Genomic DNA, 12,482 nt, shown 5'->3' on the forward strand with positions numbered 1-12,482 from the left:
GAACCCCATGAATCCCGACCACCCCCACCGCGACTCGGACGATGACTATCGCCAGGCCCTGGCCGAAGGCTGGCTGCCGATCCGTGAAGTATCGCGGCGCACCGGCGTCAACCCAGTCACCCTGCGCGCCTGGGAGCGCCGCTACGGTCTGGTCGTACCCCAGCGCACACCCAAGGGCCACCGCCTCTACTCCGAAGCGCAGGTCTCGCGCATCCAGGCCATCCTCACCTGGCTCGGCCGAGGCGTGGCCGTGAGCAAGATCCGCACGCTACTCGACGAAAACGCGCCGCTTCCGGTGGACGCCACCGCCTCTCCCTGGGACGACCTGCGCCAGCAGTGCATCGCCGCCATCGGCCGGATCAACGAGCGCCAGCTGGACGAGCTGTTCAACGGCGCGCTGGCGATCTACCCCGCGCAGACCCTCTGCGAACAACTGATGCTACCGCTGCTGGACGAACTGGAACGGCGCTGGCAGGGCCAGTTCGGTGCGCAGCTGGAGCGAGTGTTCTTCCATACCTGGCTGCGCACCAAGTTCGGCACCCGCCTGTACCACCACAACCGCCAGCAACGCGGCGCCCCGCTGCTGCTGGTCAACCAGTCGGGCCTGCCGCTGGAACCGGGCCTGTGGCTCACCGCCTGGCTGGCCAGCAGTGCCGGCTGCCCGCTGGAAATCTTCGATTGGCCGCTGCCGCCAGGCGAGTTGGCACTGGCGGTGGAGCGCCTGCAGCCACGCGCCGTGCTGCTCTACTCCAGCCGCACGCTGAACCTGCTGCAACTGCCCCGGCTGCTGGCCGGCGTCGACTGCCCGCGCCTGCTGGCCGGCCCCGCCACTGCCATTCACCCCGACGCGCTACAGGAACTGGCCATCGCCGAACCGCCGCTGCACCTGGCGAGCGATCCGGTTGCCGCGTTCGATCTGCTGCGCGAACTGCACCTGCTCAACGGGGAGACGGCATGAAACGCCAACTCGTCTGGCTGCGCACCGACCTGCGCCTGCGCGACAACAGCGCCCTGCACGCCGCGGCCGAGCGCGGCCCGGTAATAGCCCTTTACCTGCTCAGCCCCGGCCAGTGGCAACGCCACGACGATGCACCGAGCAAGGTCGACTTCTGGCTGCGCAACCTGCGCGAACTGCGCGCCGGCCTCGACGAACTGCACATTCCGCTGCTGATCCGCACCGCGGACCACTGGGACGAGGCGCCGAAAGTCATCGCGCAACTCTGCCGCGAGCTGGACATCGAGACGCTGCACGTCAACGAGGAGTACGGCGTCAACGAAGCAGCCCGCGACGCCGCTGTGGAGAGGGCGCTGGAGCAGGAAGGTGTCCGCTTGCGCAGCCACCTTGACCAGCTGTTCTTCACCCCCGGCACCATCCTTACCAAGGGCGGCACCTACTTCCAGGTCTACAGCCAGTTCCGCAAGGTCTGCTACGAACGCCTGAACCTGGGCGTGCCCAGTCTGCTGCCAGCGCCTCGCGCGCAGCAGAAGCTGGCTATCCCCAGCGACGAAGTGCCGGAGCGGGTAGAAGGCTTCGAACCACCACCGCTGCCACTGCGCGAGGAATGGCCCGCCGGCGAAGACGCCGCGCACGAGCGCATCGAGCTGTTCGCCGACGAAATCCTCAAGACCTACCAGGACACCCGCGATCTGCCCGCCCGCGACGGCACCAGCCGCCTATCGCCGTACCTGGCCGCTGGCGTGGTCTCGCCACGACAATGCCTGCATGCGGCGCTGGCGAATAACCATGGCGAGTTCGAGACCGGCAACAGCGGTGCGGTCAGTTGGATCAACGAGCTGCTCTGGCGCGAGTTCTACAAGCACATCCTGGTCGGCTTCCCGCGCGTTAGCCGGCACCGCGCCTTCCGCGAGGACACCGAGAAGCTGAAGTGGCGTTACGACCAGAAGGACCTGGAGGACTGGCAGCAAGGGCGCACCGGCTTCCCCATCATCGATGCCGCCATGCGCCAGCTGCTCGCCACCGGCTGGATGCACAACCGCCTGCGCATGGTGGTGGCGATGTTCCTGACCAAGAACCTGCTGATCGACTGGCGCGAGGGGGAACGCTGGTTCATGCGCCACCTGATCGACGGCGACCTGGCGGCGAACAACGGCGGCTGGCAGTGGAGCGCCTCCACGGGGACCGATGCGGCGCCCTACTTCCGCATCTTCAACCCTATCTCGCAATCCGAGCGCTTCGACCCGGACGGCCGCTTCATCCGCCGCTGGGTGCCGGAGCTGGCCGGGCTGCAGGGGCGCGCGCTGCACGATCCGTCGAAGCAGGGCCTGTTCGGGGCTGACGGTTATCCACAGCCGATGTGCGACCTCTCGGCCACGCGGGAGCGGGCGCTGGAGGCATTCAAGAACCTCTCCGGCTCACGTTGAAGCGTCCCTTGGCGTAGGAGCCTCGATATAGCGCCCACAAAAAAGCCGGGCGCTGGGCCCGGCCTTCTTTGTCAGCGATCTGTTACAGCGGATGCGTGTAATAGAGGCTGTAGGATTCGATGCCATCGTTCGGCTGGCTGATGCCGGCGTTGGAGTAGTGCATGGCCCGCACACCCAAGGCCTGGCCCTCGCCGAAACGCAGGCCGACGCCCAGACGATCCTCGAAGTTGAAGGCGCCACCCAGGTTCTGGTCGCCGACACGGGAACCGCTGAACACGGCTACGCCGATACCTGCCTCAACGAAGGGTTTGACCTTCTCGCCGGAAAACTCATAGACGAATACCGGGCTGAAGGACAGCGAGTGGCGGCCACCGGCTTCGTCACCGCCTTCCCAGTAGGTGTAGCCAGCGTCCCAGTAACCGGTGAGGCGGCCCGTCGAAGTTTCCCACCAACTCTTGTCCCAGTCGAAACCCAGGCCCAGTCGGTAAGTCATGTCGTTCTGCCCGGTGAAACCGACAGCGCCGGTCAGGCTGGCGGCCTGGGAAGAGACCATGTGTCCGAGAGTCAGAGCTGCCACAGTGGCAAGCGAGAGCAGTTTCTTCATCGAAACATCCTTTATTAGAAAGCTGAATGAAAAATCCCCGCGAATAGCTGGCAATTATAAGGCCATTTGTCAGCAATTACTGACAGACCAAAGTGGGTAGCTAGCTATTTTTCCATCAGCCAGGGAAGTGCCTGACAGGTTCGTCAGTTCCCCAGAGCACTGGCAATACAGGTTCAAAGGCTTCGACTGCGCCGCTGGTCCATAGCTCAATTTTTTTTGCGTGGCCTTCAGCCAGCATTCCCCGCACCTGCAGCACCCGCTCAAGCTGGCGAGCTACGGCGGCCCCCGTGTCGATCAGCGAAACGTCTGCCGGCACCAGTTGGCGCAGCAGCGGGCGCAAAAAAGGATAATGCGTGCAGCCCAGGATCAGCGTGTCGCAGCCTTCAGCCAGCAACGGCGCAACATAACTCTGCAGCAGTTCACGGGTCAGCGGCCCGTCCAGATCACCCAGCTCGATGCGTTCCACCAGCCCGGGACAAGGCTGGGTGATGACCCGCACATCGCTGGCGAAGCGATCCAGCAGCGCGGCGAACCGCGCACTCTTCAGCGTGCCGGTGGTGGCGAGCACGCCCACCACGCCGCTGCGGGTCGCCTCGGCGGCTGGCTTGACCGCCGGCTCCATGGCAATGATCGGCAGCTGTGGATAAAGCTCACGCAGGTCGGCGGCCGCGGCGGCCGTTGCGGTGTTGCACGCCAGCACCAACGCCTTGGCGCCACGGCCCAGAAGGAATTCGGCGATGGCACGGCAACGCGCGCGGATGTACTCGGGAGTCTTCTCGCCGTAGGGCACATGGCCGCAATCGGCGAGGTAGATCAGCGATTCATGGGGAAGTCGCGCGCGGATTTCGTGGAGGACGCTCAGGCCGCCCACGCCGGAGTCGAACACACCGACCGGCGCAGCATCAGCCATGCGCAGCTCCGCACACGGCGCACTGCGGATCACGCTTGACCCGCAGCTCGCGGAAGCGCGAGCCCACGGCATCGATCAGCAGCAGGCGGCCCACCAGCGGCTCGCCGAAACCGGCCAGCAGCTTCAGCGCTTCCAACGCCTGCAGGCTGCCCACCATACCCACCAGCGGGCCGACCACGCCGGCCTCGCTGCAGGTCAGCTCGGCTTCGCTGCCGTGACCGTAGAGGCAGTGGTAGCAGGGACTTTCCTCCCGGCGCGGGTCGAACACCGAAAGCTGCCCTTCCAGGCGAATGGCGGCGCCACTCACCAGCGGCTTCTTCACGGCAACGCAGGCGGCGTTGACCGCCTCGCGGGTACCGAAGTTATCGCAGCAATCCAGTACGAGATCGACGGCAGCAACCGCGGCGTCGAGGGAGTCGGCGTCCAGCGCCTGGCGATGAGCGACCAGTTTCACGTCCGGATTGATCGCCGTGAGGCGGGCAATGGCGGAATCCACCTTGCTCACGCCGACACTCTGGCTGTCATGGATAATCTGCCGCTGCAGGTTGGTCAGGTCGACCGTATCGAAGTCCGCCAGGTGCAGCTCGCCGACACCGGCCGCGGCCAGATACAGCGCCACCGGCGCACCAAGGCCACCAAGGCCGACGATCAGCACACGGCTGTCTTTCAGGCGTAGCTGGCCATCCACATCGATCTGCGGCAGGAGAATCTGCCGGCTGTAACGCAGCAGTTCGTTGTCGGTCAGCATGTCCAGCGCCCCAGGCTGATGCGTTCGTGGCCGCCCAGGTCACGGCGGCTTTCCACGGCAGTGAAGCCGCGGCCCAGCAGCAAGTCGCGCACGGCGTCGGGCTGGTCGAAGCCATGTTCGAGCATCAGCCAACCGCCATTTTCCAGATGGTTCGGCGCCTGGTCGATGATCAGGCGAATGTCGTCCAGCCCGTCCTGGCCGGAGACCAAAGCACTCGACGGTTCGAAGCGCACATCGCCCTGCTTCAGGTGCGGGTCGGTACTGGGAATGTAGGGTGGGTTGCTGACGATCAGCGAGAAGCGCTCGCCATTGACCGCAGAAAACCAGTGACTGGCACGGAAGGCGACGTTGGCCAGGCGCAGGCGCTCGCGGTTGCGCTCGGCCAGGGCCACGGCCTCGGGAATGCGGTCCACGCCCAGCACCTGCCAGCTCAGGCGCTCGCAGGCCAGCGCAAGCGCAATGGCGCCAGTGCCGGTCCCCAAGTCGAGCACGCGGGAAGGCGAGGCCGGCAGCAGCGCCAGCGCGGTCTCCACCAGCAGCTCGGTGTCCGGGCGCGGGATCAGGGTATGCGGCGCGACTTCCAGGTCCAGGCTCCAGAAGCCCTGGCGGCCAAGGATGTAGGCGACCGGCTCGCCGGCCACGCGGCGTGCCAGGTAGCGGTCGAAGAGGTCGTGCGCCTCGCGGCTGACCACGCGTTCGGGCCAGGTGCGCAGGAAGCTGCGCGGTTTGCCCAGCGCGGCGGCGAGCAGCAGCTCGGCATCCAGGCGCGCACTGGGCGAGTCCGGCAATTGCGCCTCGTTGAGCAGGGTCATGATCGTAGCCATGGTCTGTCGCTCTCTTAATCGCCGAGCGCGGCCAACTGGTCGGCCTGGAACTCTTGCAGCAAGGGCTCGATCACCTGTTCCACCGCGCCCTCCATCACTTCCCCCAGGGAATAGAGGGTGAGGTTGATGCGGTGGTCGGTTACCCGGCCCTGAGGAAAATTGTAGGTGCGGATGCGCTCGGAGCGATCACCCGAACCGACCAGCAGCTTGCGCGTGCTGGCGATCGCCTGCTGGGCCGCGGCCTGCTGCTGGTCGTTGAGCTTGGCCGCCAGCCAGGCCATGGCCTTGGCGCGGTTCTTGTGCTGCGAGCGTTCTTCCTGGCACTCGACCACTATGCCCGAGGGGATGTGCGTGATGCGCACCGCCGAGTCGGTCTTGTTCACGTGCTGGCCGCCGGCGCCGGAGGAGCGGTAGGTGTCCACGCGCAGGTCGGCCGGGTTGATCTCGATGGCCGCCTGTTCGTCCGGTTCGGGCAGCACCGCCACGGTGCACGCCGAGGTGTGGATACGGCCCTGGGACTCGGTCGCCGGCACACGCTGCACACGGTGAGCGCCGGACTCGAACTTGAGCTTGGCGAAGACGCTCTCGCCCTCGACGCGGGCAATCACTTCCTTATAGCCGCCGTGCTCGCCCTCGTTCTCGGACATGACTTCCACACGCCAACCCTGCTTCTCGGCGTAGCGCGAGTACATGCGGAACAGGTCGCCGGAGAAGATCGCGGCTTCGTCGCCGCCGGTGCCGGCGCGGATTTCCAGGAAGACGTTGCGGCCGTCGTTGGGGTCCTTGGGCAGCAGCATGCGCTGCAGGCGATCCTCCAGGCCAACCAGCGCGGCCTTCGCTTCGGCAACTTCTTCCTCGGCCATTTCACGCAAGTCCGGGTCGCTGTCCTTGAGCAACGCCTGGGCGCCTTCAAGATCGGACTGCACCTTGCGGAATTCGCGGAAGGCAAGGATCACCGGCTCCACCTCGGCGTACTCACGGGAGTAGGCGCGGAACTTGGTCTGGTCGCTGATCACCTCGGCGTCGCCCAGGAGCGCAGTGAGCTCTTCGAAGCGATCGCTGAGGATATCCAGCTTTTTCAGGAGGGACGCTTTCATCGCTTGTCAGTGCCCTCCTCGAGGGCGAACAGTTCCTGCGCGACGGCCAGCGCATCGATGCGGCCCTCGGCGGAGAGTTTCTTCATTTGCACGCTGGGGGCGTGCAGCAATTTATTGGTCAGGCCACGGCTGAGCTGGGCGATGACTTCCATCGGGTCGGCGCCATTGGCCAGCAGACGCTGGGCCTTCTGGGTTTCCTCGTCGCGCAGGCGCTCGGCCTGCTGGCGATAAGCGCGCAGCACGTCGACCGCGGCCAGTTCGCGCAGGCGCTGCATGAACTCGACGACGCCATCGCCGACAAGCTCCTCAGCGGCCTGGGCGGCGCCCTGGCGGCTCTTGAGGTTTTCGGCGACCACTTCGTGGAGGTCGTCGACGCTATAGAGGTAGACGTCTTCCAGCTCGCCGACTTCCGGTTCGATATCGCGCGGTACGGCGATGTCGACCATGAACATTGGCTTGTGCCGGCGCTGCTTCAAGGCTCGCTCCACCGCGCCCTTGCCGAGGATGGGCAGTTGGCTGGCGGTGGAACTGATAACGATGTCGCTGTTGACCAGCTCGTCCGGCATGTCTGCCAGCAGGATGGCGCGGGCGCCAAACTGTTCGGCCAGTTGGCTGGCGCGCTCCAGGGTGCGGTTGGCGACCACGATGCGCTTCACGCCCTGCTCGTGCAGGTGGCGGGCGACCAGCGTGATGGTCTCGCCAGCGCCGATCAGCAACGCCTGGCTGCGGCTCAGGTCGCTGAATATCTGCCGGGCCAGGCTCACCGCCGCAAAGGCCACGGACACCGGGTTCTCGCCGATGGCGGTGTCGGTGCGCACGGTCTTGGCGGTGCTGAACGTTGCCTGGAACAGGCGACCAAGCATCGGCCCGACGGTGCCGGCCTCGCGGGCTACCGCGTAGGCGGACTTCATCTGCCCGAGGATCTGCGGCTCGCCCAGCACCATGGAATCCAGGCCGGCAGCCACGCGCATCATGTGGCGCACGGCTTCCTCGTCCTGGTGGACGTAGGCGCAGGCGCGCAGGTCATCGATGCCCAGGTTGTGGTAATCGGCCAGCCAGGCCAGCACGTCGCCGGCATCCGGGTGTTCGATCTCCAGGTAGAGCTCGCTGCGGTTGCAGGTGGAGAGGATCGCGGCTTCGCGGCTGGAGGTCAGCCTGCACAGCAGCTGCAGGGCCTCGACCATCTGCTCGGGAGTAAAAGCCACGCGCTCGCGCACGGCCACGGACGCGGTCTTGTGGTTGATGCCGAGGGCAATGAAGGCCATGCAGAATCGCTGATGCTGATCGGAAAGCCCGCAATTGTCCTACTTAGGCCAGTGAAGGACAACCACCCGCGACGTATCGCACACTGCAAATCGTATACAGGCCATCCAGCGGCGCTTGCCCATGGGATTGGCACTTTCCTTATGTCATGATGGTCCCATTTCGCAGGTCAGGCCCTCGTCCTTCCTCTATGAACAAGTCTCTTGCGCTGCTGACTGCTCTGCTGCTGCTCGGCGGCTGCCAGTCTCTTACACAGAAAAATTCCGACAGTGCTTCCGCGGAGAAGGACAAGGCCGCGGCTGCCCAGAAGGACCAGAAGTACGGCTCCTTCAGCGAGGACACGATGTTCTCGCTGCTGACCGCCGAACTGGCCGGCCAGCGCAACCGCTTCGACATCGCCCTCGCCAACTATGTCGAGCAGGCCAAGGAAACCCGCGATCCGGGCGTCGCCGAGCGCGCGTTCCGCATCGCCGAATACCTGGGCGCAGACCAGGAAGCCCTGGACACCTCGCTGATCTGGGCCAAGGCCGCGCCGGACAACCTCGACGCCCAGCGCGCTGCCGCCATCCAGCTGGCGCGCACCGGGCAGTACGACGAATCCATGGTGTACATGGAGAAGGTCCTCAACGGCCAGGGCGACACCCACTTCGACTTCCTCGCGCTGTCCGCCGCCGAGACCGACCCGGATACCCGCGCCGGCCTGCTGCAGAGCTTCGATCGCCTGTTGAAGAAGTACCCGGACAACGGCCAGTTGCTGTTCGGCAAGGCCCTGCTGCTGCAACAGGACGGCCGCCCGCAGGAAGCCCTGCACCTGCTCGAAGACAATTCCGCCAGCAAGCACGACGTCGCCCCGCTGCTGCTGCGCGCCCGCCTGCTGCAGAGCATGAAGCGCAGCGATGAAGCGCTGCCACTGCTCAAGGCCGGCATCAAGGAACACCCGGACGACAAGCGCGTCCACCTCGCCTACGCCCGCCTGCTGGTGGAACAGAACCGCCTGGAAGACGCAAAGGCCGAGTTCTCTGCGCTGGTCGAGCAATTCCCCGATGACGACGACCTGCGCTTCTCCCTGGCCCTGGTCTGCCTCGAAGCCCAGGCCTGGGACGAGGCCAAGGTCTACCTGCAGGAACTGGTAGAGCGCGACAGCCACGTCGACTCCGCCCACTTCAACCTGGGGCGCCTGGCCGAGGAGCAGAAGGACCCGGAAACCGCGCTCAAGGAGTACGCCCTGGTCGGCCCGGGCAACGACTTCCTCCCGGCCCAGCTGCGTTCCACCGAGATTCTGCTGGACCAGAAACGCTACGACGACGCCTCGCGCCGCCTCGCCGAAACCCGCGACCGCCAACCGGACTACGCCATCCAGCTGTACCTGATCGAAGCCGAAGGCCTGTCCAACCGCGACCAGGTCGATCGCGCCTGGAGCGTCATCCAGCAAGGCCTCAAGCAGTTCCCGGACGACCTCAACCTGCTCTACACCCGTTCCATGCTCGCCGAGAAACGCAACGACCTTGCGCAGATGGAGCAGGACCTGCGCCTGATCATCCAGCGCGAGCCGGACAACGCCATGGCGCTCAACGCGCTGGGCTACACCCTGGCCGACCGCACCACCCGCTACAGCGAAGCACGCGACCTGATCCAGAAGGCCCACTCGCTGAACCCGGACGACCCGGCGATCCTCGACAGCCTGGGCTGGGTGAATTACCGCCTGGGCAACCTCAGCGAAGCGGAAACCTACCTGCGCAAGGCGCTGGAACGCTTCCCCGACCACGAAGTGGCTGCACACCTGGGCGAAGTACTCTGGGCCCAGGGCAAGCAGAGCGAAGCCCGCAAGGTCTGGGCCACCGCCCTGCAAAGCCAGCCTGACAGCGCCGTCCTGCGCGACACCATGTTGCGCCTGACCGGCTCCGGAACCCTCTGATTTATGCGTTTACGTCATCTGATCGGCGCTGCCGCGCTGGCCCTGCTGGCCGGCTGCTCCGGCCTCGGCACCCACGAAGCCCTGGAAGGCCAAGGCAACGCCACCGCCTGGAATGCCCACAAGGCCCGTATCGCCACCCTCGACGGCTGGCAGATCGACGGCAAGGTCGGCATCCGCGCGCCCAAGGATTCGGGCAGCGGCACCCTGTTCTGGCTGCAGCGCCAGGACTACTACGATATCCGCCTGTCCGGCCCGCTCGGCCGTGGAGCCGCGCGGCTGACCGGCCGCGAAGGCGCCGTGACCCTCGAAGTCGCCGGCCAGGGCCGCTATGAAGCCGCCTCCCCCGAAGAGCTGCTGGAACAGCAGATGGGCTGGCGCCTGCCGGTTTCCCACCTGCTCTGGTGGATTCGCGGCCTACCCGCTCCGGACAGCAAGAGCCGCCTGACCCTCGACAGCGACAGCCGCCTGGCCAGGCTGCAACAGGACGGCTGGGACGTGGAATACACCCGCTACAGCGAACAGAACGGCTACTGGCTGCCCGAGCGCCTGAAGCTGCACGGCCAGGACCTGGACGTCACCCTGGTGGTAAAAACCTGGCAACCGCGCCAGCTGGGCCAGGCGAGCCAACAGTGACATGCAAGACCGCCTGACCCTGCCGGCACCGGCCAAGCTCAACCTGTTCCTGCACATCACCGGTCGCCGCGCCGATGGCTACCACGAGCTGCAGACCCTGTTTCAATTTCTCGATCATGGCGACGAACTCCAGTTCGCCGCCCGCGAGGATGGCGAAATCCGCCTGAACACCGAGATCGAAGGTGTTCCCCACGACAGCAACCTGATCGTGAAAGCCGCGCGCCGGCTGCAAGAACAATCCGGCACGACACTGGGCGCCGATATTTGGCTGGACAAGCGCCTGCCCATGGGCGGTGGCATCGGCGGCGGCAGCTCCGATGCCGCCACTACCCTGCTGGCGCTGAATCATTTGTGGGCATTGGGCTGGGACGAAGACCGCCTTGCCGCACTGGGCCTTAGCCTGGGCGCAGACGTCCCGGTATTCGTGCGTGGCCACGCCGCATTCGCCGAAGGCGTTGGCGAACAGCTCACGCCGGTTGAACTGGAAGAGCCCTGGTTCCTCGTCGTTGTGCCGCAAGTCTTTGTCTCCACAGCAGAAGTTTTCTCCGATCCCGAGTTGACACGGGATACTCCGCCCATTAAAGTTCGCAGCCTTCTCGGGGCGGACGGTCATAACGACTGCCAGCCGGTCGTCGAGAAGCGTTACCCAGATGTACGTAACGCACTGATCCAGCTAGGTAAATTTACCGAAGCGAGATTGACCGGCACCGGATCTTGTGTGTTTGGGAGCTTCCCAAACAAGGGCGATGCTGATAAAGTTCGCCGCCAACTTCCGGCCACTCTGCCGAGTTTTGTTGCCCAGGGCCGTAACATCTCGATGTTGCACCGAAAGCTGCAAGGCCAGGCCTGAGAAGCAGTAATGTAATCGGTTGTACGATACAGGGGCGTCGCCAAGCGGTAAGGCAGCAGGTTTTGATCCTGCCATGCGTTGGTTCGAATCCAGCCGCCCCTGCCATTAACCCAAAGGGTTATACGTACAGCGTTAACGAACACATTGCTCCGCAAGTTGTAAGCTACAGGGGCGTCGCCAAGCGGTAAGGCAGCAGGTTTTGATCCTGCCATGCGTTGGTTCGAATCCAGCCGCCCCTGCCATTTTCTTCTGGCTCAACCGGGCCTACCCTCAAGCCGACACAGGTACCGCAGCGTGTCCAAAATGATGGTTTTCACGGGGAACGCCAACCCCGATCTGGCACGCCGTGTCGTACGGCAGCTGCACATCCCTCTCGGTGACGTTTCTGTCGGCAAGTTCTCCGACGGCGAGATCAGCGTTGAAATCAACGAAAACGTTCGTGGTAAGGACGTCTTCCTGATTCAACCGACCTGCGCACCGACCAACGACAACCTGATGGAACTGGTAGTGATGGCCGATGCCTTCCGCCGCTCCTCGGCGACTCGTATCACGGCAGTCATCCCCTACTTCGGTTACGCCCGCCAGGATCGCCGTCCGCGCTCCGCTCGTGTGGCCATCAGCGCCAAAGTCGTTGCCGACATGCTGACCGTCGTAGGCGTCAACCGTGTTCTCACCGTTGACCTGCACGCCGACCAGATCCAGGGCTTCTTCGATATCCCCGTCGACAACATCTACGGCTCGCCCGTACTGGTCGACGACATCGAAGACCAGCGCTTCGAGAACCTGATGATCGTCTCCCCGGACATCGGTGGCGTGGTGCGTGCGCGCGCCGTCGCCAAGTCCCTGGGCGTCGACCTGGCCATCATCGACAAGCGTCGTCCGAAGGCCAACCAGTCCGAAGTCATGCACATCATCGGTGATGTCGAAGGCCGTACCTGCGTACTGGTCGACGACATGGTCGACACCGCTGGCACCCTCGGCCACGCCGCCAAGGCTCTGAAAGAGCACGGCGCCGCCAAGGTCATCGCCTACTGCACCCACCCGGTGCTGTCCGGCCGTGCCATCGAGAACATCGAGAATTCCGTACTGGACGAGCTGGTGGTGACCAACACCATCCCGCTGTCCGCTGCTGCACAAGCCTGTGGCCGTATCCGCCAACTGGACATCGCTCCGGTTGTCGCTGAAGCCATGCGCCGCATCAGCAATGAAGAATCGATCAGCGCCATGTTCCGCTAAGGCGGAGCAGGCCTGACGTA

General features: G+C 65.0%; 12 protein-coding genes and 2 tRNA genes. 8 read left to right on the forward strand and 6 right to left on the reverse strand.

Annotated features, from left to right (window positions below; translation table 11 throughout):
* Positions 1–7 precede the first annotated feature (7 nt).
* Positions 8–958 carry a MerR family transcriptional regulator gene (locus tag A6723_RS09800; protein ID WP_054909827.1) on the forward strand — a complete coding sequence of 317 codons (951 nt, stop codon included), beginning with the start codon at positions 8–10 and terminating at the stop codon, positions 956–958.
* Positions 955–2,382: a deoxyribodipyrimidine photo-lyase gene (phrB, locus tag A6723_RS09805; RefSeq protein ID WP_054909828.1), complete on the forward strand. Its 1,428-nt coding sequence runs from the start codon at positions 955–957 to the stop codon at positions 2,380–2,382. Before A6723_RS09800 ends, phrB begins: the two co-directional genes overlap by 4 nt.
* An 82-nt stretch (positions 2,383–2,464) precedes the next feature.
* Here the strand turns inward: phrB and A6723_RS09810 are convergent, their stop codons facing one another.
* The 6 genes from A6723_RS09810 to hemA form a co-directional block, all read right to left on the reverse strand.
* Positions 2,465–2,986, reverse strand: a complete 522-nt coding sequence (locus A6723_RS09810; RefSeq protein ID WP_054909829.1) for an acyloxyacyl hydrolase — start codon at positions 2,984–2,986, stop codon at positions 2,465–2,467.
* 115 nt (positions 2,987–3,101) lie between these two features.
* Entirely contained in the window at positions 3,102–3,896 is a 795-nt protein-coding gene (gene murI / locus A6723_RS09815; RefSeq protein ID WP_054909830.1) for a glutamate racemase, read from the reverse strand.
* Complete coding sequence (locus A6723_RS09820; RefSeq protein ID WP_054909831.1) at positions 3,889–4,644, reverse strand: molybdopterin-synthase adenylyltransferase MoeB; 756 nt, start codon at positions 4,642–4,644, stop codon at positions 3,889–3,891. The genes murI and A6723_RS09820 overlap by 8 nt, the downstream gene beginning before the upstream one ends.
* A complete protein-coding gene (prmC, locus tag A6723_RS09825) occupies positions 4,638–5,468 on the reverse strand; it encodes a peptide chain release factor N(5)-glutamine methyltransferase (protein ID WP_054909832.1) in 831 nt (276 codons plus the stop codon). The genes A6723_RS09820 and prmC overlap by 7 nt, the downstream gene beginning before the upstream one ends.
* 14 nt (positions 5,469–5,482) lie before the next feature.
* The gene (prfA, locus tag A6723_RS09830) at positions 5,483–6,565 is read right to left on the reverse strand and encodes a peptide chain release factor 1 (protein ID WP_054909833.1); all 1,083 of its coding nucleotides are present in this window, start codon (positions 6,563–6,565) and stop codon (positions 5,483–5,485) included.
* Positions 6,562–7,830 carry a glutamyl-tRNA reductase gene (gene hemA / locus A6723_RS09835; RefSeq protein WP_038803562.1) on the reverse strand — a complete coding sequence of 423 codons (1,269 nt, stop codon included), beginning with the start codon at positions 7,828–7,830 and terminating at the stop codon, positions 6,562–6,564. Before hemA ends, prfA begins: the two co-directional genes overlap by 4 nt.
* Positions 7,831–7,976: 146 nt before the next feature.
* Between hemA and A6723_RS09840 the strand changes: the two genes are divergently transcribed.
* From A6723_RS09840 to A6723_RS09865, 6 genes are all read left to right on the forward strand, one after another.
* Positions 7,977–9,743: a tetratricopeptide repeat protein gene (locus A6723_RS09840; protein WP_169890142.1), complete on the forward strand. Its 1,767-nt coding sequence runs from the start codon at positions 7,977–7,979 to the stop codon at positions 9,741–9,743.
* 3 nt (positions 9,744–9,746) lie between these two features.
* On the forward strand, positions 9,747–10,376 hold the full coding sequence (gene lolB, locus A6723_RS09845; RefSeq protein WP_054909834.1) for a lipoprotein insertase outer membrane protein LolB: 630 nt from the start codon (positions 9,747–9,749) through the stop codon (positions 10,374–10,376).
* A 1-nt stretch (position 10,377) separates the two neighbouring features.
* Entirely contained in the window at positions 10,378–11,226 is an 849-nt protein-coding gene (ispE, locus tag A6723_RS09850) for a 4-(cytidine 5'-diphospho)-2-C-methyl-D-erythritol kinase (RefSeq protein ID WP_054909835.1), read from the forward strand.
* A gap of 30 nt (positions 11,227–11,256) precedes the next feature.
* A tRNA-Gln gene (locus A6723_RS09855) sits at positions 11,257–11,331 on the forward strand.
* Positions 11,332–11,393: 62 nt separating this feature from the next.
* Positions 11,394–11,468 (forward strand) — tRNA-Gln (locus A6723_RS09860).
* A 52-nt stretch (positions 11,469–11,520) separates the two neighbouring features.
* Entirely contained in the window at positions 11,521–12,462 is a 942-nt protein-coding gene (locus A6723_RS09865; protein ID WP_015478849.1) for a ribose-phosphate pyrophosphokinase, read from the forward strand.
* Positions 12,463–12,482: the final 20 nt, after the last annotated feature.

The organism is Pseudomonas sp. AU11447, from assembly GCF_001672555.2.
Taxonomy (GTDB): Bacteria; Pseudomonadota; Gammaproteobacteria; order Pseudomonadales; family Pseudomonadaceae; genus Pseudomonas; species Pseudomonas nitroreducens.

Bases quoted from the DNA above. Each gene is read 5' to 3' on its own strand.
- A6723_RS09800 (WP_054909827.1), top strand. From the start codon at position 8: ATGAATCCCGACCACCCCCACCGCGACTCGGACGATGACTATCGCCAG.
- phrB (WP_054909828.1), top strand. From the start codon at position 955: ATGAAACGCCAACTCGTCTGGCTGCGCACCGACCTGCGCCTGCGCGAC.
- A6723_RS09810 (WP_054909829.1), bottom strand. From the start codon at position 2,986: ATGAAGAAACTGCTCTCGCTTGCCACTGTGGCAGCTCTGACTCTCGGA.
- murI (WP_054909830.1), bottom strand. From the start codon at position 3,896: ATGGCTGATGCTGCGCCGGTCGGTGTGTTCGACTCCGGCGTGGGCGGC.
- A6723_RS09820 (WP_054909831.1), bottom strand. From the start codon at position 4,644: ATGCTGACCGACAACGAACTGCTGCGTTACAGCCGGCAGATTCTCCTG.
- prmC (WP_054909832.1), bottom strand. From the start codon at position 5,468: ATGGCTACGATCATGACCCTGCTCAACGAGGCGCAATTGCCGGACTCG.
- prfA (WP_054909833.1), bottom strand. From the start codon at position 6,565: ATGAAAGCGTCCCTCCTGAAAAAGCTGGATATCCTCAGCGATCGCTTC.
- hemA (WP_038803562.1), bottom strand. From the start codon at position 7,830: ATGGCCTTCATTGCCCTCGGCATCAACCACAAGACCGCGTCCGTGGCC.
- A6723_RS09840 (WP_169890142.1), top strand. From the start codon at position 7,977: ATGATGGTCCCATTTCGCAGGTCAGGCCCTCGTCCTTCCTCTATGAAC.
- lolB (WP_054909834.1), top strand. From the start codon at position 9,747: ATGCGTTTACGTCATCTGATCGGCGCTGCCGCGCTGGCCCTGCTGGCC.
- ispE (WP_054909835.1), top strand. From the start codon at position 10,378: ATGCAAGACCGCCTGACCCTGCCGGCACCGGCCAAGCTCAACCTGTTC.